Origin of the sequence: Desulfovibrio sp. SGI.230 (assembly GCF_050313065.1) — a bacterium.
GTDB lineage: Bacteria > Desulfobacterota > Desulfovibrionia > Desulfovibrionales > Desulfovibrionaceae > Desulfovibrio.
Genome location: NZ_JBNPKS010000001.1, coordinates 395,722 through 420,501 on the forward strand (window position 1 = coordinate 395,722; position 24,780 = coordinate 420,501).

At 59.8% G+C, this 24,780-nt stretch carries 30 protein-coding genes, 2 tRNA genes and 2 other RNA genes; 4 read left to right on the top strand and 30 right to left on the bottom strand.

The features are described from left to right. Window positions 1–186: 186 nt before the first annotated feature. A complete protein-coding gene (locus tag ACQRAG_RS01800; protein ID WP_278337431.1) occupies window positions 187–438 on the top strand; it encodes a hypothetical protein in 252 nt (83 codons plus the stop codon). Here ACQRAG_RS01800 and ACQRAG_RS01805 read toward each other — a convergent pair. The 26 genes from ACQRAG_RS01805 to ACQRAG_RS01930 all read right to left on the bottom strand — a co-directional run bounded on the left by ACQRAG_RS01805 (window position 412) and on the right by ACQRAG_RS01930 (window position 17,018). Beyond that, the gene (locus ACQRAG_RS01805) at window positions 412–1,869 is read right to left on the bottom strand and encodes a phage minor head protein (RefSeq protein WP_427805271.1); all 1,458 of its coding nucleotides are present in this window, start codon (window positions 1,867–1,869) and stop codon (window positions 412–414) included. The two genes, ACQRAG_RS01800 and ACQRAG_RS01805, sit on opposite strands and share 27 nt — an antisense overlap. Further along, window positions 1,862–3,409: a phage portal protein family protein gene (locus ACQRAG_RS01810; RefSeq protein WP_427805273.1), complete on the bottom strand. Its 1,548-nt coding sequence runs from the start codon at window positions 3,407–3,409 to the stop codon at window positions 1,862–1,864. Before ACQRAG_RS01810 ends, ACQRAG_RS01805 begins: the two co-directional genes overlap by 8 nt. Before the next feature lie 81 nt (window positions 3,410–3,490). After that, window positions 3,491–4,948 (bottom strand): hypothetical protein, encoded by a 1,458-nt coding sequence (locus ACQRAG_RS01815; RefSeq protein ID WP_204625956.1) that lies wholly within the window; start codon window positions 4,946–4,948, stop codon window positions 3,491–3,493. A 15-nt stretch (window positions 4,949–4,963) separates the two neighbouring features. Continuing rightward, entirely contained in the window at window positions 4,964–5,566 is a 603-nt protein-coding gene (locus ACQRAG_RS01820; RefSeq protein ID WP_204625954.1) for a hypothetical protein, read from the bottom strand. Between the two features lies 1 nt (window position 5,567). Then, window positions 5,568–5,807 carry a hypothetical protein gene (locus tag ACQRAG_RS01825; RefSeq protein ID WP_204625953.1) on the bottom strand — a complete coding sequence of 80 codons (240 nt, stop codon included), beginning with the start codon at window positions 5,805–5,807 and terminating at the stop codon, window positions 5,568–5,570. Continuing rightward, entirely contained in the window at window positions 5,804–6,205 is a 402-nt protein-coding gene (locus ACQRAG_RS01830) for a transcriptional regulator (protein WP_204625952.1), read from the bottom strand. The genes ACQRAG_RS01825 and ACQRAG_RS01830 overlap by 4 nt, the downstream gene beginning before the upstream one ends. Window positions 6,206–6,761: 556 nt before the next feature. Then, window positions 6,762–7,526, bottom strand: a complete 765-nt coding sequence (locus tag ACQRAG_RS01835) for a transglycosylase SLT domain-containing protein (protein WP_427805274.1) — start codon at window positions 7,524–7,526, stop codon at window positions 6,762–6,764. Window positions 7,527–7,528: 2 nt separating this feature from the next. After that, entirely contained in the window at window positions 7,529–7,891 is a 363-nt protein-coding gene (locus ACQRAG_RS01840; RefSeq protein ID WP_204625950.1) for a putative holin, read from the bottom strand. Window positions 7,892–8,045: 154 nt separating this feature from the next. Beyond that, entirely contained in the window at window positions 8,046–8,474 is a 429-nt protein-coding gene (locus tag ACQRAG_RS01845) for a helix-turn-helix domain-containing protein (RefSeq protein ID WP_302513807.1), read from the bottom strand. A gap of 36 nt (window positions 8,475–8,510) precedes the next feature. After that, window positions 8,511–8,846, bottom strand: coding sequence for a hypothetical protein (locus ACQRAG_RS01850; RefSeq protein WP_204625948.1), 336 nt, complete (start codon window positions 8,844–8,846; stop codon window positions 8,511–8,513). After that, entirely contained in the window at window positions 8,833–9,315 is a 483-nt protein-coding gene (locus ACQRAG_RS01855) for a phage protein GemA/Gp16 family protein (RefSeq protein WP_427805275.1), read from the bottom strand. Before ACQRAG_RS01855 ends, ACQRAG_RS01850 begins: the two co-directional genes overlap by 14 nt. Beyond that, entirely contained in the window at window positions 9,308–9,736 is a 429-nt protein-coding gene (locus ACQRAG_RS01860) for a hypothetical protein (RefSeq protein ID WP_427805276.1), read from the bottom strand. Before ACQRAG_RS01860 ends, ACQRAG_RS01855 begins: the two co-directional genes overlap by 8 nt. 3 nt (window positions 9,737–9,739) lie before the next feature. After that, a complete protein-coding gene (locus tag ACQRAG_RS01865) occupies window positions 9,740–10,114 on the bottom strand; it encodes a hypothetical protein (protein ID WP_204625946.1) in 375 nt (124 codons plus the stop codon). A 4-nt stretch (window positions 10,115–10,118) separates the two neighbouring features. Beyond that, complete coding sequence (gene nrdD / locus ACQRAG_RS01870) at window positions 10,119–10,292, bottom strand: anaerobic ribonucleoside-triphosphate reductase (protein ID WP_427805277.1); 174 nt, start codon at window positions 10,290–10,292, stop codon at window positions 10,119–10,121. Between the two features lie 9 nt (window positions 10,293–10,301). After that, window positions 10,302–10,368, bottom strand: an RNA gene (locus ACQRAG_RS01875) — hammerhead ribozyme type II. Window positions 10,369–10,561: 193 nt separating this feature from the next. Then, on the bottom strand, window positions 10,562–11,353 hold the full coding sequence (locus ACQRAG_RS01880) for an N-6 DNA methylase (RefSeq protein WP_427805278.1): 792 nt from the start codon (window positions 11,351–11,353) through the stop codon (window positions 10,562–10,564). After that, window positions 11,350–11,427, bottom strand: an RNA gene (locus ACQRAG_RS01885) — hammerhead ribozyme type II. Before ACQRAG_RS01885 ends, ACQRAG_RS01880 begins: the two co-directional genes overlap by 4 nt. After that, entirely contained in the window at window positions 11,427–11,723 is a 297-nt protein-coding gene (locus ACQRAG_RS01890; protein WP_204625943.1) for an HU family DNA-binding protein, read from the bottom strand. Before ACQRAG_RS01890 ends, ACQRAG_RS01885 begins: the two co-directional genes overlap by 1 nt. Window positions 11,724–11,737: 14 nt before the next feature. After that, on the bottom strand, window positions 11,738–11,980 hold the full coding sequence (locus ACQRAG_RS01895; protein WP_303868119.1) for a hypothetical protein: 243 nt from the start codon (window positions 11,978–11,980) through the stop codon (window positions 11,738–11,740). 9 nt (window positions 11,981–11,989) lie between these two features. Next, a complete protein-coding gene (locus tag ACQRAG_RS01900; RefSeq protein WP_427805279.1) occupies window positions 11,990–12,499 on the bottom strand; it encodes a host-nuclease inhibitor Gam family protein in 510 nt (169 codons plus the stop codon). After that, window positions 12,499–12,780 carry a hypothetical protein gene (locus ACQRAG_RS01905; RefSeq protein ID WP_297231428.1) on the bottom strand — a complete coding sequence of 94 codons (282 nt, stop codon included), beginning with the start codon at window positions 12,778–12,780 and terminating at the stop codon, window positions 12,499–12,501. Before ACQRAG_RS01905 ends, ACQRAG_RS01900 begins: the two co-directional genes overlap by 1 nt. 3 nt (window positions 12,781–12,783) lie before the next feature. Further along, window positions 12,784–13,416 (bottom strand): hypothetical protein, encoded by a 633-nt coding sequence (locus tag ACQRAG_RS01910; protein WP_297231427.1) that lies wholly within the window; start codon window positions 13,414–13,416, stop codon window positions 12,784–12,786. Window positions 13,417–13,424: 8 nt separating this feature from the next. Then, window positions 13,425–14,138 carry an AAA family ATPase gene (locus ACQRAG_RS01915; protein WP_204625938.1) on the bottom strand — a complete coding sequence of 238 codons (714 nt, stop codon included), beginning with the start codon at window positions 14,136–14,138 and terminating at the stop codon, window positions 13,425–13,427. A gap of 9 nt (window positions 14,139–14,147) precedes the next feature. After that, a complete protein-coding gene (locus ACQRAG_RS01920) occupies window positions 14,148–16,331 on the bottom strand; it encodes a Mu transposase C-terminal domain-containing protein (protein ID WP_427799210.1) in 2,184 nt (727 codons plus the stop codon). 22 nt (window positions 16,332–16,353) lie between these two features. Beyond that, window positions 16,354–16,596, bottom strand: a complete 243-nt coding sequence (locus ACQRAG_RS01925) for a helix-turn-helix domain-containing protein (RefSeq protein ID WP_072331489.1) — start codon at window positions 16,594–16,596, stop codon at window positions 16,354–16,356. Next, window positions 16,593–17,018, bottom strand: a complete 426-nt coding sequence (locus ACQRAG_RS01930; RefSeq protein WP_204625936.1) for a hypothetical protein — start codon at window positions 17,016–17,018, stop codon at window positions 16,593–16,595. The genes ACQRAG_RS01925 and ACQRAG_RS01930 overlap by 4 nt, the downstream gene beginning before the upstream one ends. 254 nt (window positions 17,019–17,272) lie before the next feature. On the opposite strand from ACQRAG_RS01930, the gene ACQRAG_RS01935 reads away from it, so the two are divergent. Next, a complete protein-coding gene (locus ACQRAG_RS01935) occupies window positions 17,273–17,773 on the top strand; it encodes a helix-turn-helix domain-containing protein (protein ID WP_418237254.1) in 501 nt (166 codons plus the stop codon). A 614-nt stretch (window positions 17,774–18,387) separates the two neighbouring features. On the opposite strand, the gene ACQRAG_RS01940 is transcribed toward ACQRAG_RS01935, so the two are convergent. Together ACQRAG_RS01940 and ACQRAG_RS01945 are read right to left on the bottom strand one after the other, a co-directional pair. After that, window positions 18,388–18,464 (bottom strand) — tRNA-Arg (locus ACQRAG_RS01940). 433 nt (window positions 18,465–18,897) lie between these two features. Continuing rightward, window positions 18,898–18,975 (bottom strand) — tRNA-Pro (locus tag ACQRAG_RS01945). Between the two features lie 228 nt (window positions 18,976–19,203). Here ACQRAG_RS01945 and ACQRAG_RS01950 point away from each other — a divergent pair. Both ACQRAG_RS01950 and ACQRAG_RS01955 read left to right on the top strand, forming a co-directional pair. Continuing rightward, window positions 19,204–20,583: an APC family permease gene (locus ACQRAG_RS01950; protein ID WP_204626489.1), complete on the top strand. Its 1,380-nt coding sequence runs from the start codon at window positions 19,204–19,206 to the stop codon at window positions 20,581–20,583. Between the two features lie 22 nt (window positions 20,584–20,605). Then, on the top strand, window positions 20,606–21,499 hold the full coding sequence (locus ACQRAG_RS01955) for an acetamidase/formamidase family protein (RefSeq protein ID WP_278338559.1): 894 nt from the start codon (window positions 20,606–20,608) through the stop codon (window positions 21,497–21,499). A 95-nt stretch (window positions 21,500–21,594) separates the two neighbouring features. On the opposite strand, the gene ACQRAG_RS01960 is transcribed toward ACQRAG_RS01955, so the two are convergent. Together ACQRAG_RS01960 and mutS are read right to left on the bottom strand one after the other, a co-directional pair. Beyond that, window positions 21,595–21,993: a DnaJ family domain-containing protein gene (locus tag ACQRAG_RS01960; protein WP_168935296.1), complete on the bottom strand. Its 399-nt coding sequence runs from the start codon at window positions 21,991–21,993 to the stop codon at window positions 21,595–21,597. Beyond that, window positions 21,986–24,706 carry a DNA mismatch repair protein MutS gene (gene mutS / locus ACQRAG_RS01965; RefSeq protein ID WP_297160174.1) on the bottom strand — a complete coding sequence of 907 codons (2,721 nt, stop codon included), beginning with the start codon at window positions 24,704–24,706 and terminating at the stop codon, window positions 21,986–21,988. The genes ACQRAG_RS01960 and mutS overlap by 8 nt, the downstream gene beginning before the upstream one ends. Window positions 24,707–24,780 lie beyond the last annotated feature (74 nt).

Below are 24,780 nucleotides of genomic sequence, written 5' to 3' on the forward strand. Positions count from 1 at the left end.
CCAAGCCTCCTTACGAAAAAAGCCCCTGTTTCCGTCACTATGACAGGAAAGCAGGGGCCTTGCCCGGAAAGGGCGCGAACTATGCGAACAATTTTAGGGTGAGTTTTCGGGGGCTCTTTTCCGCACGATAACGGAGAATGACGGCGGGCTGTTGACAGGGGCCAGGCTGCGGGCTATCTGAAAAACATGGAAAACTTCTTCGACGTTGCTACGCCTGCCGAAATTGAAGCTCATTTCGGCTATCTGCCGGATTCCGAGGAACTTGCGGAAGACCGTCTCGTTTGTGAGCGGGATGCCGACGGTAACTTCGCGAAGCTGGCCGTCCTCTATTACTTTCGAGGGGATGAAACGCTCGCGCAACGGTATTTGAATAGCATCCAAAACCTTGAAAGGCGACTGGAAACGTCCATGTTACTCTATGAGTGTCGCCCTGCGTAATACTTCCTCAAAGTCCCATTCATCTGTTCGAGAAAGAGCCGTCCTGACGGCTCTTTTTTTCATGCCGGATTCTTTGGACAAAAAGTCCACAAGAGCCTTGTCATATTCATTCCATCTCCGACTTGCTATCATGTCCTGCATGAACGGGAGAAGGACATTTTCGTCAACCTTCAGGACCTCCAGCAGGCGGTCAAAGTTCCTTATCCAGCGTCCGTATCCCAAGCCATTTTTTTTGATGTCCGTCTGGTGTTCAGCCTTGCCGCCAAGGGACTCCAGCATCTGGTGGTATGTGCGGCGGGCTGTCCATTGTGTAACGGTTTCCATATACCGCCGTCCGACATCCCCCAGTCTGGTGTACTTTTCCTTGTTATGCGTAATTTCATGCCACAGGCTTTCACAGGAATATTCTTCTTCCCAGGTCAGCGGCTTCCCTTCCGCAAGTTTGTTCCATGCTGATTTCAAACACTTTGCCGGATTGAACGTCCTTCCGTTGCCAAGAGGGAAGTCTCTCTCGCTCAACATGAACCGTCCATCACAATACGTCGCCATAAAATAGGATCCGCGTGTGATGGTCACGGAAGTGATGCCGTTGTTCGTGGCAAAGTCTCCCAGCCTTGACTTAATGGCAGCTTCCAGCTCCGCATACGTTTTGACCGGTTCCGGTCGTTTGGATGCCGGGCCGCGCAGTTCTTCATAGCTTTCCTTGCTCACCTCCGGGCACTTCTTCATGTCCAGCCCGGATTCCACCCAGTCCTTGCCCGGATTGTTGCGAAAGCCCTTGTCCGCTCCGGGGAAATGGACGAAATACTCCATGTTGGTTTTCGGGTCCGTCCATACTCCGGCCTGCGGCATCTCCTTTTCCACGGTAAGGCCCTCTTTTTCCACCTGGCGCGCGGAAAGCGTGCGCACGCAGCAGCGGCAGCGGAAGCCGTTGGGCGGATAGTTGGAGGCCCAGAACTCATGGTCCGCCGGATAGACCTTTTCGTGCAAGATGGCGTGCGAAGGCCGCACCCGCTTGTCCATGACCGCCAGGTATTGCCAGTAAGGACGCGAAGCCTTCACCGCCTGCATTTTCTTGTAGCGCCCGGCGGCGTAGGCCGTTTGCAGGTTGGTACGAAAGATGTTTTCCACCCGGTGGTCGTGCCAGCCCTGCGTCTGTATGGCCTCCATGATCCGCTGCTTGAACTCCGGCAGCGTCTCCCCGTTTTTCAGGGCTTCTTCCAGCCCGTCGCTCACCAGCTGCACCAGGTCGTGCTTGGCCAGTCCCGTCACATAAAACGCCCGGTGCTTGGCTTCTTCCCCCAGGGCCTTGGCTTCCTCATCCGTCAGCTTTGCCCGCCATTTCCAGAACTCTATGGCCGCGTCTGGGTGCACAGGCTCAGCCAGGATTTCCGGCTTGGGCAGGTCAAAGTCCGGCTTCTTCTTAGCCATCCTCTTCTTCCTCCGCCCGAACCGCCGTCATGCCCAGGCCAGCCGCCGCCGTCATGGCGCGGGCCAGAAAGCTCTCCAGGGCATCCGGGGCCATGGTGGGCGTCAGCAGGACGCCCAGCGCTTCCTCAAGTTCTTCATAGCTTCGCGCGGCCCGTATCTCGTTCTCAAGTCTGGTGACAAATTCAGCGCTGGACTTGAGCGCTCCGGGCAGCATCTTCACAATGGCCGCGTCAAGGTTCGTCTGGGCTTTCTCTGCCGTGGTCGCCTTCTTCGCCGCCGGGGCCGCGAAGTTCGCGCCCGCAGGCTCCCCGGTTTCGCCGTCAAGCGTGAACTCTTCCGGCTTGAGGCCGAAGCGCCCGGTGAAGTATTCCCGCGTGAACGTCGCGCCCATTTCCTTGATCTTCTTCCCCAGGTCCGCCTGAACGTTCAGGTCTTCGGGTTCGTCGTATTCCGCCAGCGGGGCCATGACGCCCGGCCCTGCGTTGACCTGGGCATACAGCCAGGCGATCTCGTTCCAGGCGTCCGTGACCATGGCCTTGTCGGCATCCGCCAGGTCATCGGCAACGTCCTTGTGGGCTTCCGTGGCCGCAAGAGAGTTCTTGCCGTCTGTTTCAATGGTGAGCGTCTGCCCCATGAGCACCTTGCTGATGGCCCGGTCCTGCCGCGCCAGAAAGTCCTCGTGTATGGCTCCCTGCGTCTGCCCGGCGCTTTCCAGCTTCACGTTCGCCCCATGCGGGATGACGGCCACGGCGTCCTGCACCATGCGCGAAAGCCCGCGCGCCATTTCCCGCTTTTCCGGTTCCCTGGCCTGTGCCGGGGCTTCCCCCACCACCCAGGGCATCCCGTGCCGCTCCACAAAGCGCGCATAGAACGTCAGGCCCCCGCGTTTGAAGCTCACCGGCCACAGGCAGCGGGAAAGCAGCCGCAAGCCGTAGGGATTGTCGTAGGTGGCGTGATGCGTCACGAAAACGAACTTGCCCGCGGGCAAAGGGCGCGGGTCCGCACAAAACGCGCCGTATTCCCCCACGAAAACAGGATTGTTCCGGCTGTCGAACCGAAACCAGTGGTAGGGCTTCGGCACGATGTCCACAATGTGCCACCAGTCCCCGTCAAAACGCCAGACAAGCTCCAGAGGCGTGAAGCCGTAGTACGGCGCGTCCAGCATCCAGGTTATGATCGTGCGCAGGTTTGTCCGCTCCAGGTCCAGCATGAAGCGCCGGTACAGCTCTTCCGCCTCTTGCGTGGGCGTTTCGCCTTCCTGCGCTCCGGCCCGGAAGGAAAAGTGCCTACAGTTCAGCACGCGGTTCTTGCGGGAAAGCATGGCCGTGGTCACCTGATCATCGGCGGAAAGCTCCCGCAACACTTCCGCGTCATCCCCGCGCTTGCGCAGCACCGGATCCGGATCAGGCAAGGTGGAAAGCCAGCCTTCCAGTTCACCGAAAAACACGCCCGCGTTCTGCCGCGTGGCCAGCTCCGTGGAAAGTTCCGTCGCGTTGAACGGCACAAAGTTGCCGTCCGGCATAAAAAGTCCGTCCACCATGAAAAAAGCCCTCCGTTTTTCCACCACAATGGCAGAAAAACGAAGGGCACGCACGGAAAGGGCGCGGGCTGTGCGAAAGTTTTACCAGCCCTTGAAGTCAAAGCCGCTCATGGGAATGCCCACATAGTCCCACGGCTCCGCACTCCCTAGTTCCTTGCGCGCGTCCAGCATCATGGCGCAGGCAATGACGGAGTCGCCATGCCTGCCTCCGGTCTTGTCCTTGACGCGCTGTTCCGGCACGCGGGCCACCCCCTTGACCACGCGCAGGCTGCGAAAATCCGAAAGGATGCCCGCATCCCTGGGCAACAGCAGCGTCTTGTCCTCGATGCCAGCCTTGAGCAACGGCATGGTCTCCCTGTACCAGGCTTCGGAGATCATGACCTCCCGGACCTGTTCCGGCCCGTACTGCTGCCGTGCGGCTTCAGCCAGGGCGCTGCCGTTTCCCCGTGCGTCCAGGGAGACACCGGCAAAGCGTGGCAAGGCGTCCAGGATGGCGAACAGGATTTGCTGCTGGGTACGGTGCGGGCAGTTGCGCAGCTCAAGGATGCAAGGCGGCACCAGGCGCAGATCACGTTCTTCCGTGGCGGGCCAGAAAACGGAAAGGTCGCCGCTGCGTCCGAAGTCCACGCCGCAGAAATGCGCCATATCTTGGGGCAGCGTGGCCAGCAGCGGCTCCAATTGTTCCGTTATCCACCCCCTGGTGTAGCGTTCCGCCACAGGCAGCGGCCAGTCCACGAAGTCCTCCGCCGGAGGCGTCCAGGTCAGCACCGGTACATCCTCCATGCAGGCTTCGATCATGGACGTGGTCAGGTAGGCCCCGGAAGACTGTCTGGGAATACAGAACAGTTCTTCGTCCGCTCCGTCCCCATAGGTCTTGATAAGCTCCGCTCGCCAGGCGTCTTCCCCCTCCTGGGTCCAGGGCTTTTCCGTCACCTGGCAAATCCGGCGATACAGACCGTCGTGCAGGGCATCGTCCAGCGTGATACGGTGCAGACTGTAGGGCAGGGTCCCGGCGCGTACGTCCTGCACAAGCTGATTGAAGGCATTGTCCGCACCGTTGTGCGTGGAAATGATGATGACCTGCCCGCCCCACATCAGCAGGGCCAGCGCCGCCTTCAAGAGCTCCGGCAGGTCTTCCACGAAGGCAGCTTCATCTATGATGACGCGCCCCTGCTTGCCGCGCAGGTTGGAAGGCCGGTTCGACAGGGCAAGTATCTTGCGCCCGCTCGCAAAGTCGATACGAAAGGCCTTGATCTCCCGCTCATCCCCGTCCTTGAACACGTCCTCGTTGACCTTGCCGGCCACCAGCTGGAGACGCTTCGCCCAGTCGGCGCAGGCCTCGATATACTCCCGCGTCATGTCCTGATTGAACGAGATATACAACACGTCCATGCCGTAGCGCCCGGACGTGGCCGCAAGCAGCGTATCGTCATGCGCTTGCGCCCAGGTGAGGCCGATGCGGCGGGATTTTTCCACCACCTTGACCGAAGCCTTGTCCGCCAGCCACTTTTTTTGGTACGGCAAAAACACATCCTTCATACGCCTGTCTCCCACTTAGGAGGTCCCCAGGATCTCCCGGATGGCCTGCGCGTTCTCCGGCGAAAGCGCCTTGTTCCGTGTCTCTTCCGTTTCCTTGGGCAAACGAGCTTCCAGCTCGCCCAAAAGTTCCAGACAGCGCTTCACGTCCTGCACCGTGGCGGCATTGATCCTTTCCGGGTCGGATAGCGCCATGCCCACCTTGTTGCGCACGGCTTCACGCAGCGCGGCCACGGCGTCCGCCTGGGTGGCGATCTGGGGCCGTACGTCGGGTCCCGTGCACGCAGACAGCTTGCCAGCCGCCGCAAGCTCCGCCTGTTTCAGTGCCAGGGATTCCAGACTGGCCACGGCAAAGGCAACTTGCGAGGCTTCCTTGCCGTTCTCCGCTTCCAGCAATCGTTGCAGGATGGCCTTGCGGCCCATGATGGTGTTGAAGCGTATTTCACTTTCCACCTGCGCCAGTTCCTCCCGGCGTTCCCGCCAGTGGTACTTGTCCGCCCAGCGCTTCAGCGTGGACGTGGCCACGCCCGTAGCTTCGGACACACGCTCAAAGGACAGCCGGTCAAGGCAATACAGTTCCTGTGCCCGCCATACGGTGCCGGGTTCATGCTCCCAGCCCATATCAGTCACCGAGTTCCCGACTCAGTATGCCGATCCGTTTGTCTACCCCCTTCAGCTCCATCAGCCGCTCATTCAACTTGATACCCAACGCGGCGATATACTCTCCCTCAAGCTCGTCAATCGGGTGGATAATGGACAGGGCCGACAGCAGGCTGTCCCTGTGCGACTGGACTTCAGCAGCGATAATCTTGCGTCGAGTTCGAAGCTCCTCCCGCTGGCCCATTTCTTCCAGGCGACTCATCTGTTCCTCGCTTCTATGATGGTGGATAGGTGCTCCATTGCGCGTGTGTTGTTCACAACCAGCGTTTGGAGCGTGTCGTTCATACGCTCGTAATTTTTTACCAGCGTGACGTTCTTCCGGTAAAATTCCGCTGTCTCTTCGTGCTTTTCGATTACTTCCCGCAAGATGGCCTCATGCTTTTCACTGACGGTGCGCAGGCCCTCCTGGGTATCCTTCCGGTACGCCGCCAGCACCCGCTCGATGCGCTTGCCATGCCGGTAATCCAGAATAAACACCAGTGCCACGGCCATCGCGGGAATGGAGGCAAGGAACAGGAGGATGCCGGGAACCCCCAGCGCGAACAGCGATTCTATCAGCGGCAATGCAGCCGTGAGGGCGGCGTTCAATTCATTTCCCATGATTTCCTCGCGCCTGATAACAGCGCAGGGCGGCGTCCAGGCCTCCAATATAGGCTCTGAGAGCGTCGTCCCGCGCCAGCAGGCAAGCTACATTTTCAGGGCTGTCCAGCGATTCCGCGGCGTCCAGCTCCGGCAGGATGGGTACGGATGGGGCCGGGCAGTCAGGCAAGTTGAGAATGGACGGGACGGATGCCTGACGGCCACAGCCGCTACAAAGGACGATTGAGACGAGCAACGGCACGACGGCGCGTTTCATGGTCCACCACCGTTTCTTCAGAGCTCCGGACGCGGGGCTTTGCCTGCCGCACGATGGCCTCACGTTCCGCCATGTCTTGTGCGGCTTTCGTCTCCCGCGCAAGGCACCGCCGGGCGTTTTCCGCCTGGGCTTCCGCGTCAAGGCGGTACGCTTCCGCCACCGTTCGCCAATGATTACGTTCGGCGGCTGTTACCCCGTGTGCCGTCCTTTCCGCCTCAAGCTCGCCGCTCACACGATCCAGGCGCCACAACAGCAGTACGCAGGCCAGCGCGGCGACAAGGACAGGTATCCACGTCCGGGTCATAGCCGCACCTCATTTTTTATGCCCGGCCCCCAGCCAGCCTTGATATAGGCGTGTTGTCGCTCTTTCAGGATCAGGCGGGGATAGTTGCGGTTTTCCCGGAAAGCGGCTTTGCCGCGTCCGGCATTCACGTTCTCCACAGCCCCGAACCAGCACCGGTCATCCACGCCCAGGGTGCGGGCTTTTTTGCGGTCGCGGTTCACCCAGCCCAATCCGCCGTTATAGGCGGACAAGGTAAAGGCCATGCGTTCAAAGTCGTCATGACCGGCCACACGGTCCCACAGCCATTTGTCATAGACACAGAGCGCCCGCAGGCTCCAGCCGGGATTGAACGGCGCGGGCTTGCCTGTTTCCGGTGCCACGGAGGGCAGCCAGCGGGCCGTGGCGGGCATGACCTGCGCCAGCCCCTGCGCCCCCGCATGCGATACGGTATCGTTGCGCCACCAGCTTTCGGTGTGGACCTGCGCCGCAAAGACGGCCACCGGTGCGTCTAGGCCCCAGGTGGCGTGGGCTGCCCGGACAAGCGTTGCCCGGTACTGCTGCGCCGCGCGGGGGATTGTCACGTCAGCGGCGTGGGCCAGACCGCACAGGAAGCCCAGCGCCAGCCAGAATCCCATGCCGACCAGAAAACCTATGGCCATAAGTTTGACGCCCAGCCAGAAACTTTCCCAAAAGAGCGTGGCCAGACGCCGAGGCAAGGCGCGCAGGTTAGCTTTTGCCCCCGGCCAACGGCTGGCCACAGCGGTCTTGATGCGCGTCCACATGCTTACAGCCCCAGCGCCACGGCGATGACAAAAGCGGTGACGATCAGGGCGCGACGCAACAGGGCCGCACAAAAAGCGAGAATATAGCCATCACAGATCGTGTAGTCCGGGATGCCGTCGTCCCCGTTGGCGTCGGGATCATTACGCCAGTCCTTGCTCAGATAGCCAGAGGGAACGGAGTAAGGGAAAAAGAGATAGTCGAAAATCAGCCCGACCACGCCGGACACCAGCACCAACGCCAGCTTGTACAGGATGACGGGCAACTGGACGGGAGAAATGAGCAGTACCGAGCCGACCAGGACAGCGATGGAGCAGATAAAGAGGACGGCCAGATTACGAGGATTGCGGGCGATGGAAGAAAGCATGTTGTTTCCTTTCGCTGGTTCTCCGTCTTTCCCGCCGGGGAAATCCCGGCGGGACGGTAGGGAGGACAGACCATGCGAAAACGGCCCGTCATGACCACCATGCCATGACGGGCCGCCATGCGCCTGTAAAGGACGCGCGCTATGCGAACTTTTTTCACTCGTCAAAATTGCCGCGAAGCTCCTTGATTTCCTTGGAGCGGACACGGACAGGATTTTCCTTAAGCCGTATCAATTTGCCCTCGGCAATATAGTTATAGATGGTACGTTCCGAGACGTTCAGACAGTACGCAGCCTGACGGACGTTCAATATATCATGTCTGTTGACCATTTCCTGCGGCGTCAGGCTATAAGGCTGTTCATAAGGCGCGCGCGGGTAACGTATGGGCAACGGAAGGGGGAAGCCTGCCGGGCGCTTCAGCGTGCAATGATCCGCACAGCCGATACAGCAAAACACGTCGTCCCGTACGAACCAAAATGGTTTGCGGGTATTGCCGCGCAAGACATGCGAGCACCCCAACTTTTCGTAAACGCTGCGGTCTGGCTCGGCATCGTATGGACGCCAGCCCTCACGGGTCAGCGTCACGATCTCCTGTATGCGTGTCCTGGACATAGCAACCCCCTAAAACAGCCTGGAAAAAAGTTCTTTGCCCTCTCGTTCCGTCTGCTCCCGACAGGAAAAGCACTCCCTGCGGTCGAGACGACGGCAATGGGAACAACGGATTTCCTGCAACGCTTTTCCCACCACGTCCGGCGTCACTTGCTGGACGCGGGGGCTTTCCCCGGCTTCGGAAAGCGCCGCTCTGATTCTTGCCGCCTGCTCACTCCATTTTCCCGGATACCGACCGGCAAGCACTTGATAAACTGTGGCACGTTTCAACTCCGGGTGTGCCCGACAAAAAGCGTATATGCTGCGATAACGGGCGAGCACCGCGTCTTTCAGTTCACTGGCCGTCATGGTTCAGCCGTCTGCGCTCGGACACCCTTTCCCTGCGCTGCAAGTCGGACAGCAGCGTGGAGATCTGCTCCCCGTTCTTGAGCCAGACGAAATAAGGACATCCGAACGCCCGTTTGACCCGTGTGTCCAGGCTGGTCATGGAGTAGCCCAGCTTCCGCCATATCGCCAGAATCTGCCGCTTTTCGGCGGCAAAAGGCATGTCATCCGTGATCTCGATCCAGTCCGGGCGACTGAGCGGCGTCACACGTCTGTTGCGGCTTCTGGCGGGCGCGGCATAGGTAACGCCGTGCTGTTCCGCGAAAAGCTGTACCAGCCGGGAAAGCTGGTGGACGTTCATGTTCTTGCGGCTCTCCACGCCGAACTCACTACGCAGCAAAGCCCGGAAGGCTTCCTCATCCATTTGCGGAAGCTGCTTTCGGGCAATCTCAATCTTGCGATACAGGCCAAGGCGCATTTTCCGGTTATCCACGGCGATGCTCCTTGTGTACGACAACCTCTTCCACGGGCACGAACACCCGCTTCCCTCCCAGCGAGACATTGACCATCCAGTGTCCCGTGTAGTCCAAAATAGGGGCTGTGTTCGTCCAGGTGCCTTCATAAAAGCCGTCCGCGCGCCGCACGGACACGCGAGCGTGATAGGGGATATCAGGAGCCGGGGCAGGCGTTTCCAGCCCGCACAGGGCAAGATCCGTCGCCAGAAGGGCAAGGCCGTCTCTGTCGAAAAAGCGTGGCGCGCCATCTTCCGTATCAAGCCAGCGCCGGGCCAGGCGAACGCGGTAAAATCCCTCTGGCCCTCCATGTAGTGGGGCCGGGGAAAGCTCCATTTTCGTACGCTCTTCACCATTACGCACGCTGATGGATGCGCAGAATTTCCGGTTGTCCTGTGCCATGAATTACCCCCTGACACTCAATGCGGTTATATCCGCGTGCGGATTATCCCGGCGCACCTTGGACAATAGCAAAGCATTCAACTTGCGGGCCAGACGCAGGCGCTCGGCTTTTTCTCCCAGGTCAAACTCGGCTTTTGCTACGGCCTTGCGCAGCCCCAGCAGCTCCATTTCATATTTTTCACGGGCCAGCATAGCGTCCGCCTGACCAGCGTCAGCCAGTAAGTTGCCGATATATTCCAAGCGCACCTTACCATCTTTTTTTATCCGCACCTGCCCACGCTCGGTTACGGTCAAAATCACGCCCGTGGGGCTTTTTACCTCTCCACGCCGGTTAATGCCGTAGCCTGGGAATGACGGTATCGTATAAAATGTCTCCATAATTTTATCCGTGCTTTACGCGGTCGGCTTCTTCCGCACGCTTCGCATTGTTGAAGCGATCCAAAGTACCGACCAGGTATCCAGTGATCCGGCGAACCCGTTCAAATGAGATTCCCTCACCAACGTACACTATGCCGTCCCGTACTGTTTGTGGGAGCTTGGGCTCTACCTCTGTCATTGCACTATCTCTTGGCTGCTCGTCAGGCCGGAACCGCCACGCCCCGGCGACGGCCCCGCGTGGGGCCGTTTCGCATCATCCCTTGTTTCTGCGGTTCCAATATGTTCGGGCCTTCGCCATAGATGTGAACATTCGTGTCCTAGCGCAGTCACAGTTTGGGCATCTCAGGCCCACTAGAGGCCAGAGCAGTCCGACATGCAGCACGGGATCTGCGCCGCATTGCCTGCATTTCCTGTTTCTTCCCCATAGTCTTTTCATGCGCTCTCCTTTCAGAACAACGAAAGTTGCTCAATTTTTATCCCTGTTTTTGTGTCAGTTTTGACACGCACGGCGCTTGTCTTCTTCGGCGCTGGCGGCGTTTCCGGTCCGGTAAAGTGGCTTTCCAGCCATGCCCGCGCCTCTTCCTTGTCCACCGACCGGATGCTTCCTCCCCAGACCAGGCTCCTCCGTGTTTCCCATGCCCCGCGTACTTCCAGGGCAAGGTGATTGCCCCACAGCACAATCCCGGCCAGATTGAAAAACATGAGATTCAGGGCCGTCATACGCACACACGTCAGGTCGATGTCCTGCCCTACAAAGACGGCCCGCCCGTTTTGCTCGAACGTTTGCTCCTTTGCCGCCGCTATCAGGCAAGCCCCCGCGCCGCAGGCCGGATCAAGCACCTTGAAGCGGCCTGTTTCCGGCGGCGCTATGTGCGTTATGCTGGCCATAAGCCGTGCCACAGCGGACGGCGTGAAATACTGGCCCGTATAGTGGTTGGCCGCGTATTCCTCATACAACGGTCCCAGGACTTCCTCATTGGTCGCCCGCATGTACTCCAGCAGGCAGGCCGTGGCGGTGGCAAAATGATCCGCTTCCCGCTGGCCCCTGGGGGCCGTGTTGCGGTAGCCGCCCATGATCTCCAGATACGGCGGGTCGTCACGCTGGAAGGCGTGGAACATCAGCCCCACCCAATCCTCAAAAACACGATGACTGCGGTATCCCATGCCGATGATAGTTTCCAATTCCTTGCGCACCGGGTTCAATCCCGGATTGCCTCGCTGATAGTGTTTCTTGCTCATGGCTGCTCGTCAGGCCCTGCGCACCACCGCCGGGCGACCGCGCCGCCCTTGGAAGTGGGCGGGCGGTTTCGCTTTATGACCTCATGGCCTCTTTCAGTTCCTTGCAGGTGATGAACACCAGCTTTTTCCCGGCGGGGATCTCCAGGATCTCGCCGGTTCGCGGGTTACGGCCCTTGCGGGCCGCCACCGCCTTGCTTTTGAACTTGCCCAGCCGGGGCAGCGTGACCTCTCCGCCGCCCAAAAGCTCCGCTGCGGTCACATCGACCAGGGCGTCCAGCGTGGCTTCCACCATGACGGCGGTCACGTTCCTTTGGGGATCCATCGTGTGCACGGTCTGCGTCACGGCCTTGATAAGTTCCTGCTTTGTCATACTTCCTCCTGTGGTTACGGAATGTTCCGGTACACGATCTTCCGGCTGTATCCGGCCTTGATGAGCAACACCCGCGCCATGTCCCGGATGCAGCGGCTGGTCTTGTCCCGCTGGTCCTGACGGGCCGCAGCCCAGTCCTTGTTGAGCTCCAGGTCCGGCATATTTTCCGGCCTGTAGTACGGCTTGATTATCACCTGTCGGGCATACTTTTCCGCCAAGCACTCCAGCTCGCATTTCTTGAACAGGTCCTGGCCCATAACTGCCTCCTAGACGGTTTCTGGCACCTTTTCTTTGTTGATCTCGATAAAGAACGTGTCCGCCTGCTGCCGTTTCAGTCCCACCAGCTCCAGCCGCTCGTCCGGCCAGCCCAGCGCGGCTTCCTTGTTGATTTCTTCCTTGAGGCGGATACCGTCCGCAAGGTGGTACTGGTGCATTCGCTCCAGCGTCATTTCCGCCGTCACGCCCCGCACCTGGACGATCTTCGTGCTGGCCCGGAAGCCGATCACCCCGAAGCCCAGGTCAAGGCTCTTGCTTTTGGGGAACAACGCCTGCCGGTTGAGCTTGCCGTACACCGTCACCGCGTCCGACAGTTCCTTGCGCCGCGCCTGCAACGGCCCGGCAAGCTGACTGGCCCTGGCTTTTGCTCCGTCGACGACTTCCCGCATCTCGTTCTCGCTGGCGGAAAGCTTCCGATCAATAGACGCCATTTCCGCCAGCGCCCCCTCGCATTGCGCCAGGTCAAGCACCATGTACGGGTCTGGCTTGATGCGCGCCATTACATCACCTCCCGGATAGCCCTCGCCGGGAACTCTCCCGATACCTTGATGCCCCGTGCGACCAGCCGCAGATTCATGGCGGGCACGGCGATTTCCGCTTCTTCCGTGGTCCAGTCCACACTCACCACATGCAGGTTGTTTTCCAGCGCCTCCGCCTGTTCAGCGGCGGCCCTCAGATTGTCGCGGCAGCCGCGCACCAGGGCGGACTGTTCCTCATCCTTTGCGTTTACCTGTACTTTTCCAAGAGCGGCCAGAATGGACAAAAGGTTTTCTTTCAGCATGAATCATTCCTCCGTTTCTTCGTTCTCATTTTCCGTGCGGTTCTTGTCGAACCGCGCCAGCAGTACCTTGCAGGCTTCCGTGATGCTCTGCGCCGTTTTCTTTGCGTACGGATCCGCGCAGAGCAGAAGCCGCGCGATGGTGGCTGCCGCCGCGCGCTCCTTTTGGAAAGGGTCTGTTTCCTTGTACGGGGGATAAGGCGTCTCTGGGGTCATGTCCGCCTTGCTCGTCCCACGATAAGTGACCGCATTTTTCCCATTGCGGCCAATGCGCTGGATGTATCCCTGTTCTTCGAGCCAGGCCGCGTAACGCAGCACCCGCGTGTAATCCACCCGCACCATGAGAGCGCATTCCTTGAGGCACCAGCCCGGCTTGGCCTTGCGGACAAAGCGCCAGATAGCTGGCAGGCTGCGGTTTTCGCGGGGACGGTATCCGAAGTTGTAGGTGTAGACTCCGGGGCGGACTTTGACGACCTCGCCCATGCGGGCCATATCGTTGATGCGGTTACGGAGACGGGCCTTGTCTCCCTCTTCCGTAAGGCCGAAGGCTTCAAACAGCATGGCGTGACTGATCTCTTCCCCACCCTTTCCAAAATTCCGCAGCGCGTACCGGATGCTCTCGTTAGTCAGCTCCTTCATGGCACCTCCTACTTGCGCCGCCAGGATCGCGCGGAAATAACGGTGTCCAGCATCGGCCCGTCCACCGTGAAGTTTTCCGCCGCCTTCGCCGCCTTTTCGAGTAGAAGCATCATGTTGCGCACCAGTCTGAAGTCGCCTTCCGCCCGTTCCGCTATGCGTCCACACAGTTCCGGCGGTATGTCCAGTGCCGCCGCCTTCATGGCGTACATGGCCACTTCCGCAGCGCTGATAGGCCCGAACTCCACTTCATGGGCTACACGGCTCCATACACGGCGGCGTTCGGACAAAAGCCCGAAAATACCTTCCTCGCCTATCAGGATGATGGGCGCGCCCGTCATCTCCAGAATGTCACGCAAGTCTTCAATGCGCCCGATGGCCAGCCGGTCGGCTTCGTCCACGAAAATGGGCTTACGGTCGCGCTCCAGAAGTTCCACGATTGCCTGCTTGCAGCGGTCCGCGCTCATGCGGGGCAAATCTCCGTTCTTGCCGCGCACTTCAAAAAGCACGCGCTGGAGGAACGCCGCCTGTGTCCAGCCTTCCCAGACCCGGACGTATGCGCCCCCGCGCTGGTAATGGTACTGGTCAGCCGCCACGCTCTTGCCGCGCCCGGCTTGTCCGTGGGCAAGGATGAATCCGCTGGTTCCCCGGCCCGCGTCCACCACGGCATCCACCGCCGTGTTGAACCGCGCCGTCGCGTCTGTGGGAATGATCACGTCTCGCATATAGCCTCCCTATGCCGTTGCGATATTGCTTTGTCTGTGCAGCAGCTCCAGCTTGCCGTCATAGAGCGGCTTGAAATTGCGCTGGAATTGCGGGGTGTTCTCGAAATATTCCATGAACGCCGCGTCTTCCGGAACCAGTTCCGCGCCCCGCTCGTGAAGGGCCGTGAACAGGTAGTCGTACCTGGCCGGTTCGTCCGGGAACCGCTTGAAAATGGAAGGTTCGTAGGTAGGAGCGTCCAGTTCCGCGCGGGCCTGAGCACCGGCGGCCTTGGCGGCTTCGATGGCAGCCTTCTCCGTGGCGGAAAGCGCCGGAGACTTTCTGATGGGTTCGGTGGCGGGGATGGCCTTATGGAAGCTTGTGATCTGCCGCTGCCGGGCTTCCGGGAGAATGACCGTTTCCGTCATCTGCCGTATTCCGGCCTTGGCCGCGCATTCCTGTCGCTTCTTGAGTTCCAGGGCGTCCGAAAGGTCTTGCTGCTGTTCCGCCGTTCCCAAAGCGCGGGCGGCGGGATGGATACCGGCGGCAATCCCGTAATGGTAACGGTCGCGGGCTTCACAAAGTCTGTGGCCTTCCAGATCGTACACAAGCACCGTGTACGGCGAGAGCTGCCAGTCATAGCGAACCAGTACCGGATGACGGCGGTTGAACAGGGCTTCATGCCAGAACAGGCGGCCGTCCAGCCGTATGCCGTCCTTACTGATGGTGCGGACTTCCTTTTGCAGCATCAGCAGCGTGAGGCGCTCCATGTCCACGCCCGGCCCCCGACCTTCCTCGAACACCTCTCCGGGCGTCCTGCCGCGTAAATGGGTGGTGGCCTGCGGGCGGGAAGCGTACAGTTCAAACCAGTACGCCAGCCACTCATACGTTTCTTCCAGCGTGAGCGGGCGGCGGCCCAGCTTTTCATGCAGGCGGCGGTGCAGCTTTTCATTCCGGTGCAGCCGCGCGGGCTTGTGGGCTATGTCCCATCCCGTATAGGACGGCGTAAGCTCTTCCAGCTCGTGCATGGTTCCGAAGAACCGTTCCACGGGCTTGCTCTGGCCGTGGTAGGGCCAGGCATGGATGACTTCGCAGCCAAGGTCACGGTACAGGCCGAGGAATCCGGCCTGCTCAAAGTCCTTGCAGCCGTCGAAAAACCGCGCCCTGAACGCCTTGCCGTTGTCAAGGTAAACAACGCGGGGAAATTTCCCCAGACGGATGCAGGCCCGGCGGAACGCGCTGGAAATACAGGCCACATTTTCCGTCGCCATCACTTCCCAGCCCAGCGGGTAACGGCTTCCGCCGTCGAAAAACAGGAGCAGCGTCATGCGCTTAGGCTTGCCCGTATCCGGGTCTGTCGTCTCAAAGTTGAGTGTATGGCCGTCAGCGATCACCACGTCGCCCACGCCTACCAGCGACCAGTCTCGAAGAATGGATATGGCGCATCGATCGTTCCACGCCTTTTCCCCGTTGCGCCACAACGTCCAGTCGCTGAAACACGTCTTGGAGTAGTTGGCTATCCAGCGCCGGATGGTATCGTCCGAGGGAACGGCCAGATTTTCCGCCTTGCACCGTTCTTGTATGATGCGGGCGCAGGTGCTGATTTGACGGTCTCCGTCCAGTATTTGTCCCAGGATGATGGTCTGGTGCCGTTCCGTGAGCATACTCTTGCCCCGATGGGCAAGGCCGCGCTTGTCGGCCAGAGCCAGGACGCCGCCGGATTCTTTCTGTTCCAGCTTCCAGCGTTCCAGGCTTTTCCAGCTTACGCGCGGGCCGAGTTCCGCAAGGAGTTTGCCCCATGCACCGCCCTGATAGGCAAGAATGAAGGCTTGCTTCTGTCTGATGGTGCTGCCGTGCTTTGCCTGCCAGTCCAGATAAAGCCCCAGAAGATCGGCCTTTGCCAACGCCTTGTAACGGCGCTTGTCGTCAAAGATGGCCTGTCGGGCCGTAGGAAAAGTAAGCTGTGATGCGGTAACGGCGGGAAGGGCTGCACTGTTGGCGGCCTCTTCCTCTATCGCCCGGCGTTCCTCCGCCGTCCGAATGGCCTGCTGTGTCGCTTCCGGCATGGAGGAAACAAGCCACTCCTTCCCGCCGCCGCGTCCCTTGCGCGGGCGGAATTGCCAACCGCCAGACTTGGCCTGAGCATCTACCCCTTGTCGAGTAAGTCCCAATAAGGGGGCGAGAGCTTGAGATGTATATGCCTCCTTGAGTGCCATTGCCTTTTTCCTTCGCGTCGCCTTATGCGGCCTTGTCGCGCGTCTTGCGCGGGTCAAATAAACATTCTTCCGGCACACCTTCCCGGCGCAGGGCCTCCAATACTCGCGGACTATGCCGCTTACCCAACACTGTGGCGGAGACTGCTTCTGCGGTGACGCCGATACGCCTTCCCAGTTCCGCCATACTTAGACCGCGTGCATCCAGAATCGCCCGGATTACATAGCGAACTTCATAGCGCTGGCGTCCGCATTCTTCGCGGGTCATAAGTCTTCCTCCAGCTTGCGCTTGCGTTGACGCGCCGCCTTCATCTCCAGAACCGCAGCTCCATAGTCTCGGAGCTTCCTGTCTTCTTCCGTCATCAAATCCAGTCCCAACGCACGCGCCGCAACGCGGAATGGTTCCACGTTGCCGGTGGCTCGACAGAAGGCCAGCAAGGCCAAGATGGATGGAGGGTGCGACGTGTCGGAGGGAGCCAGCCATTTGTCCAGTGTGGCTTTACTGATGGACAGGGTATTGCCGCCCGTCAGCTTGATTCCCGCCCGCTGTGCTATTTCATTCAGGCGATCGGCAAGCATCTTACGTCCTTCGCCTTCCGGCGCTCCGGCGGCATCACGCATGGCGGTCTTGATGGCCGCCATTACGCCGGAAAGCCGGACTACGTCGTCAAGTAAGGATAGCTGCTTCATGGCCTGCTCCTGTCCAAACGCCGCTCGTGCCTGGACGTTGATTTAATGGGACGGGCCGGATAAAGTCGGTTTGCTTACTGTTGAAACTTCAACCGTCCGCAAGTTCTTTTTAGTACGCAAAAGAGGACTAGTCAACAAGGAAAACCTCATTTATTTACTTGCAGGTTCCTTTCTTTTGCTATTTTTGTAACTATGCGGTATAATTAACAAATCTAGCAATGATGATTTGCAGGTTTGTTTGCAGGTTTGAGCAAATGGAACATGCAAGTACGCAAGCCGCATTAGACTATATGAAAAAGCTAGCAGGGGTATCCTACGACTTTGAACTTGCTGAAAAGTTGGGCTACTCCAAGCAGGCTCTATCGTCTGTAAAAAAAAGACAAAGAATTCCAGTGAAATGGTTTGCAAAAGCTTCCATTTTATTCCGTGTGCCAATAGAAGAGCTTCAAGCTGCAGGACAATTAGCTAAAACCTCAAATGCGTACCAAGAAAGACCGGATACGGTACTTCTTTCAGAGCAAAAAAGAGAGCAGGATCTCTTGAGCAATGAGCGGCGCTTATTCGAAGAGGAAAAACGCCGTTTTTGGGAAGAGCGCAAAGAGTTATTGGCCGAGAATCGCCAGCTTCATCGAGAAAAAGAAGAGCTTTTACGAGAAAACGGAGAACTTAAAGCAATGGTCGCTAGACTGGAGGAGCGTAAAAATCGACTCTCTGTCTCTCCAGATCAGCCTGCGCAAAATAGCAGCGTGGCATAGCCAGAAGAAACAACAAAACAGCCCTGCTTTTGTGTCAAAAACGACACATGGCAGGGCTGTTTTGTTCTCATTTGTCGTGCGAAAGCGCCTGTGAAATGGACTTCTGTTCTCAAGTCTTTTTTCGCGGCCTTTTTTTGACGCTGGACCACCATAAGCCCGCGCCTGGCCTACATATAGCCGACATATAGCCGACTGGATGACGCCATACAGTCATTCTCATTTACCCTGCCCCCCTATACTCGGCACCTTTTCGACGTAGGGACGGTGGCTAGAGATTGCTCCAAACAGAGAAAGGGCGTGGGGATGTCATTTAGACATCCCCACGCCCTTTCTGTTTGCTGATCCAGCTTGTTTTTAGCCAATAATGGAAGGCTCAAACAAAGCACACGGGACTCGGGCTGACGCGAAGACATTCCCTCTGCCAGGCGGACCAGCTCCTGTCGTCTGCAGTCCTCCCACAGCCTTGTTTGCCATCATTCCTGTTGCATGCTGCTGACGGGGCGCACGCGTGTCAGCCAAGTAGCTCTTGAAAAGTCCTCACGCGGGGCCCCAAAAATGCAGAAGACAACAAAAAAAGCGGTCAGCCTGTTACAGCTAACCGCTTATTTTTGTTGTGGTGCGCCCGAAGAGATTCGAACTCCTGGCCTACAGGTTCGTAGCCTGTTGCTCTATCCAGCTGAGCTACGAGCGCGTCGTGAAAAGCTATGTATAGCAATCGCCCTGCCCTGTCAAACATTTTTGCGTAAAAAAATCAATTTTTATGCAGCCGCTCTTATCGGCCGTCCCGCTTTCGATGGGACCACATGACGGACCAGGCCCCTTTCCCCACACTTTATGCCACCATAGGAACACCGTCTGACGACGCAGGCTAGCTGCCGGATGTTACCGCAAAAGCCGGGAACAGAATCAGCCTGTGGAAATGCTCGTGAGCCCCTGGAACACGAACTACCCAGCGACCTGGTCCCACCGATTGCGACAGTTCAAAAAAATTGGCCCCCTTTGGGCTGAGAGGCGGACTCTCCTTCCCCCCTCACGGGCACAGGCAGTACAAGGCAAGGGACACATACCGCTTGCAGCATAAAAAAAACGGGCTCCAGCTTCACTGGAACCCGTCTGTTTTTTTATGGTCGGGATGGCGCGATTTGAACGCGCGGCCTCAGCGTCCCGAACGCTGCGCTCTAGCCAAACTGAGCCACATCCCGTTGCAAGAGAGGACATTACACCGAAGGCCTGCCGTATGCAAGCTTTTTTTTCAAAAAAATTTTTCTCCGCTCATGTCAGGTGGTATACGTTCCTGCCCGGCGGAGTCCCGGACATGGCGGTACATGTTTTGCGCATATCGGGCAATTAGGCTTTGACTTTATGAAAAAAGGGGCTAAAACGCACATACCGGTTCGTCTGCCCGGTAAAAATTTTTTTGAGGTTGCTTTATGTCGAACACAGGTTCCACGGACAATTTTGGCTACGGCCAGGAGCTGAAGCGCGAACTCAGCTTCAAGGACGTATTTGTTTACGGTATGCTGTTCATGGTGGTCATCGCCCCCATGTCCATCTATGGCTACATTTCCAAAGACAGCCATATGATGGCGCCCTTTGTCTACTTTGTGGGCATCTGCGCCATGTTCTTCACGGCCCTGAGCTACATGAAGATGAGTAACCGCTTCCCCATCGCGGGCTCTGTCTACGCCTATGTGCAGCGCGGCCTGAACCACCATGTGGGCTTCATCGCCGGCTGGCTCATCCTGCTGGACTATGTGTTCGTGCCCGCCCTGCTCTATCTGATGACCGCCAACTGGTGTGTGGAACTCTTCCCGGCCACCCCCCGCTGGATGTGGGTCATCGTGTTCGTGGGCATCAATACCCTCATCAACGTCCGCGGCATCACCTATACCGCTCGTGCCGACTGGATCATGTTCTATGTGGAAGCCGTGGTCCTGGCTCTGTTCATCGGCTTCGGCCTCAACTACGTCCTTGGTGAAGGCGGCGGCACCGGCCAGCTGGTCATGGATCCCCTGTATCGCCCCGGCGAGATGAACCTGCAGTTCATCGGCCTGGCCTGTACCATCGCCTGTCTCTCCTTCCTGGGCTTTGACGGCATCTCCACCCTGGCCGAAGAGACCCACCGCCCCGAAGTGACCATCGGCCGCGCCACCATGGCCGCCCTGCTCTGCATCGGTTTCCTGTTCATGCTCCAGACCTATGTGGCCACCATCATCCAACCCGACATGAGCAAGATGAACCCCGACACGGCCTTCTTCGACGCTGCCGAGCTCGCCGCCGGTGACTGGTTCCGCAAGGTCCTGCTGGTGGTCAACATCCTGGCCGTGGGCATCGCCAATACCATGAACGCCCAGGCCGCCACCTCCCGCGTGCTGTACGGCATGTCCCGCGACAACGTGCTGCCCGGCGTCTCCGGCCTGTTCCGCAAGGTGCATCCCCGCTTCCAGACCCCCTACATCGCCACCATCGCCGTGGGTATCTTCTCCATCCTGGTGGCCGAGCTCTCCACCGTGGAAGACCTGGCCCGCCTGGTGAACTTCGGCGCCCTGACCTCCTTCATCCTGCTGAACCTCGCCGTGTACAATTTCTTCTGGCGTCGTGAAAAGATGCGCGGCGGCAAGGCCCTGCTCAACTATGTGATCTGCCCCTTCTGCGGCGTGCTCATCCTCGGTTATGTGTGGCTCTCCTTCGACAGCATGACCCAGATCGTGGGCTTTAGCTGGCTGGCCATCGGCCTGGTCATCGGCTACGTCAAGAGCAAGGGCTACAAGGTCGTCCCCGAAGCCTTCCGCAAGAGCGATATGGTGTAACCTTCATTGCAGGAGTTGAATCATGCAGTACTTTGACAAGGTCGTTTATACCTTCAGTGCCGACAACGAACCCACCGGCACCATCGATTCCGGCGAGATCGTCATCTTCCGCACCCAGGACTGCTTCAGCAACCAGATGCATTCCGAAAGCCAGCTGGTGACCAGCTGCGACTACAGCAAGATGAACCCCGCCACCGGCCCGCTGTTCGTGCGCGACGCCCAGCCCGGCGACGTCATCAAGGTGGAACTGCTGGACGTGCAGTGCGACACCATCGGTACCACCACCACCCTGCCCAAGATCGGCCCCCTCTGGGACAAGTGCGAGACCCGCACCAAGCGCATCCCCATCGAGAACGGCAAGGCCGTCTTCAATGACGTGACCTTCCCCATCAATCCCATGATCGGCGTCATCGGCGTGGCCCCCGAAAAGGGCAAGAGCGTGCCTTGCGGCTACCCCGGCAGCCACGGCGGCAACCTGGACTGCAAGCTGATGGTCAAGGGCAACACCGCCTACTTCCCCGTGCGCGTGGAAGGTGGTCTGGTACAGATGGGCGACATGCATGCCGTCATGGGTGACAGCGAACTGTGCGGCACCGGTCTGGAGATCAACGGTACCGTCATCGCCCGCGTGAGCGTCATCAAGAATTGCCCGCTGGAATGGCCCGTGCTGGAGACCGCCGACACCTGGTACACCATGGCCAGCGCCGCCGGCTATGAAGAAGCCCTGCGCCACGCCAGCGTGCAGATGCAGGGCCTGGTGGCTGCCGCTACCGGCTGGGATGCCACCGACGCCTACCTGTACATGTCCCTGCGCGGCGACCTGGAAGTCTGCCAGGCCTGCAAGCCCTGCGAAGTGGACCTCATCGTGCGCCTGGGCGTGCCCAAGGCCGACATGAAGCGTCCCCTGGTGGGCTAGCCCCGCTGCCCGTCCGACGCGACGATACTGAAAAAGGCTGTCCGCATCTGCGGGCAGCCTTTTTTCGTGTCCTTTTGTCTGAGGAACAGAAGACGCTATTTTTTCCTGTCGTGCCGGGAAAGCCGCTCCAGCAGGCGGTCGTAATAGGTGTCGTCATCAAGGTTCAGGGGACGCTGATGCTTCATGCGGGCCTGCAGGATCATGAACCGCAGCTTCTGCATCTGGCGCACGCGCTCCTGCTCGTCCTCGCAATGTTCCAGCATGTCGGCCAGATTGCTGATCTCCTTGCGCTCGGCCAGTTCCGGCGGCACACAGCCTGCGTTGCGCAGCACCTTGTAGGCCATGCGCAGCTCCGGGGGAACATGGCTGTCGTCTTCCAGTTCCAGCGGTTTGCCCCGGCCGGGAAGGTCATCAAAATCGCCCTTGGCCATAGATTCTTCGATACGGCGCTCGGCAATGGACTGGATGACGGACCAGGGACTGACCTCAGACATGTTTTTCCTCCGTATCGGGAGCATCGGCCCAGAGCTTTTTCCACTCCATGATCAGCTTAAGGGCCGCCAGCGGCGAGAGCTCCTCGGGATCCAGGTCCCGCAGCAGCAGGACCAGCGGATGCGGCCCGGCGGCCGGTGCGGCAGGGATGTCGATGGGCAAAGACGGGGGCTCCTCGCGGGCGACCCGCTTTTCCATGCCGGGAAGCGCCAGCGTCTCCGTCTGGGGCGACATGCGCTTTCCCTCGCCCCGGCTTTGCTCCAGTTCCGCCAGGATGGCCCGTGCCCGCTGCACCACCGGCGCAGGCACGCCTGCCAGGCGGGCCACCTCCACGCCATAGCTGCGGTCCGCAGGGCCGGGCACCAGCTTGTGCAGGAAAAGGATGTCGCCCCCGTATTCCCGGATGGCGATATTCATGGTGAACACGCCGGGCACGCGTTTTTCCAGCGCCGTCAGCTCGTGATAATGGGTGGCGAACAGGGTGCGCACTTCGCCATGCGCCCGGGCCGCCAGATCTTCCACCACGGCCCAGGCCAGGGCAACACCGTCATAGGTGCTGGTGCCGCGCCCGATCTCGTCCAGGATGACCAGGCTGCGCTTGGTGGCCTGCCGCAGGATACGGGCCGTCTCCATCATCTCGACCATGAAGGTGCTCTGCCCCTGGGCCAGATTGTCCGAAGCGCCCACACGCGAGAACAGCCTGTCCACCAGCCCCAGGCGCGCCCGTGTGGCCGGGACCATGGAACCGGTCTGCGCCAGCAGGCAGATGATGGCCACCTGCCGCAGTACCGTAGACTTGCCCGCCATGTTGGGGCCGGTGAGCAGGCACAGGCGGCGCCGGGCATCCAGCGTGATATTGTTGGGCACGAAATTGGCCGCGCCTATCATGGCCTCCACCACCGGGTGGCGGCCTTCCTCGATGAAAATGTCGGCACTGCCGTCCAGTTCGGGACGGCACCAGCCGTTGCGGCGCCCCACCTCGGCAAGGCTCTGCCAGTAGTCCAGATGGGCGATGACGTCCGCCATGTGCAGGATGCGCTCCCGCTGCTGGGCCATAAAGGTGCGCAGATCCTGATAGAGCTGATATTCCAGCGTCTTGCGTTTTTCGGAAGCGGAAAGGAGCGCTTCTTCCAGCTCCTTGAGGGCGGGCGTGGTGAAGCGTTCGGCATTGGCCAGGGTCTGGCGGCGGATGAAATGTTCCGGCACCGGCCCGCTGTGCGCGGCCTTGCTCAATTCGTAATAATAGCCGAAGACCCGGTTGAACCCCAGCTTGAGCTTGGCGATGCCGGTCTCCTGCTGTTCGCGGGCCAGCTCTTCCTGCAGCTTCTGCTCGCCGTGTTCCACCAGATCCAGCAGACGGTCCAGCTCGGCATTGTACCCGGCCTTGAACAGGCCGCCGTCCGTGATGACCACCGGCGGGCTGTCCACCAGCGCGCTGCGCAGCAGATGCGCACAATCGGCCAGATCGTCCCAGCCCTTGAGCAGCTCATGGATGACACGGGGCGCGTCCTCCCCGTTCTCCTGCCCGGGCAACGGATATTTCCCGTCCAGGGGCTGCGTCAGGGCCGCCAGAACGGCAGGCAGGGCCGCAAGGCTGTTGCCGAGGGCGATGAAATCCCGCGGGGTGGCCCGGTTGACCGTCACGCGCGTGGAAAGGCGCTCCAGGTCATAGACGTCCTTCAGGGCTTCCCGCAACAGGGCCCGGCGGTTGTCATCATCGTGCAGCAGGGCCACGGCGTCCTGCACGGCCAGGATGGGGGCCGCTTCGCGCCACGGATGCCGCAGCATGTCTTCCAGCAGGCGGCCGCCCATGGGCGTCATGGTATCGTCCAGCACATGACGCAGGGTCCCCTTGCCCTTGCGGCCGTTGAGGCGCTGGAAGATCTCCAGATTGCGTTCCGTCACGTCGTCCACCAGCATGTGACGGCCCAGGTCCAGCGGCTGGAAGGGCATCAGATGCTCTGGGCGGCGCTTCTGGGTCTGCTCCAGATAGACCAGCAGCGCGCCGCAGGCCCGCACGAGGCAGGGCTTGTTCTGCAGGCCCAGGGCTGCCAGTTCCTGCACGGACTGGGCTTCCAGCAAACGGCGTTCGGCCTTGCGGGCGTCGAAACCGGCCACGGGACGACGCAGCAGGCGCACGCCTTCCAGCAGGCATTTGGGCGGCAACTCCTTGTCGTCCGGCACCAGCAGCTCGCGCGGGGCCAGCTTCTGGATCCATTGCCAGAGCTCGGGCAGGCGCTTCACCTCCATGCCGGACCACTGGCCCGTGGAGATGTCCGCCCAGACGAAGGCACCGTTGTGTCCCTCCCAGAAAGCGGCTCCCAGATAATTGTGGCTGCGGGCGTCCAGGTTGGCGTCTTCCAGTACGGTGCCGGGCGTCACCACGCAGGTCACGGCCCGTTGCACGAGCCCCTTGGCGGCCTTGGGGTCTTCGGTCTGGTCGCAGATGGCCACATGGAAGCCCTTGTCGATGAGCTGGGCGATGTAGGCCTGTGCGGCATGCCAGGGCACACCGCACATGGGCACGGGGTTTTCCGTGTCCCGGCTGCGGCTGGTCAGGGCGATCTGCAGTTCCCGGGCCGCGGTGACGGCATCGTCGAAGAAGAGCTCGTAAAAGTCGCCCATCCGGTAGAACAGCAGCGCATCAGGGTAGTCGGCCTTGATGCGCAGATACTGCTCGAACATGGGAGTCAGCTTGGGAGTTTTTTCTGCCATATGCGTAATTGCGCAGCGGCGCCATCCAAGGACGACGCCGCTGCAGAAAAATGCGCCTGATGCGCGGGGGAAAG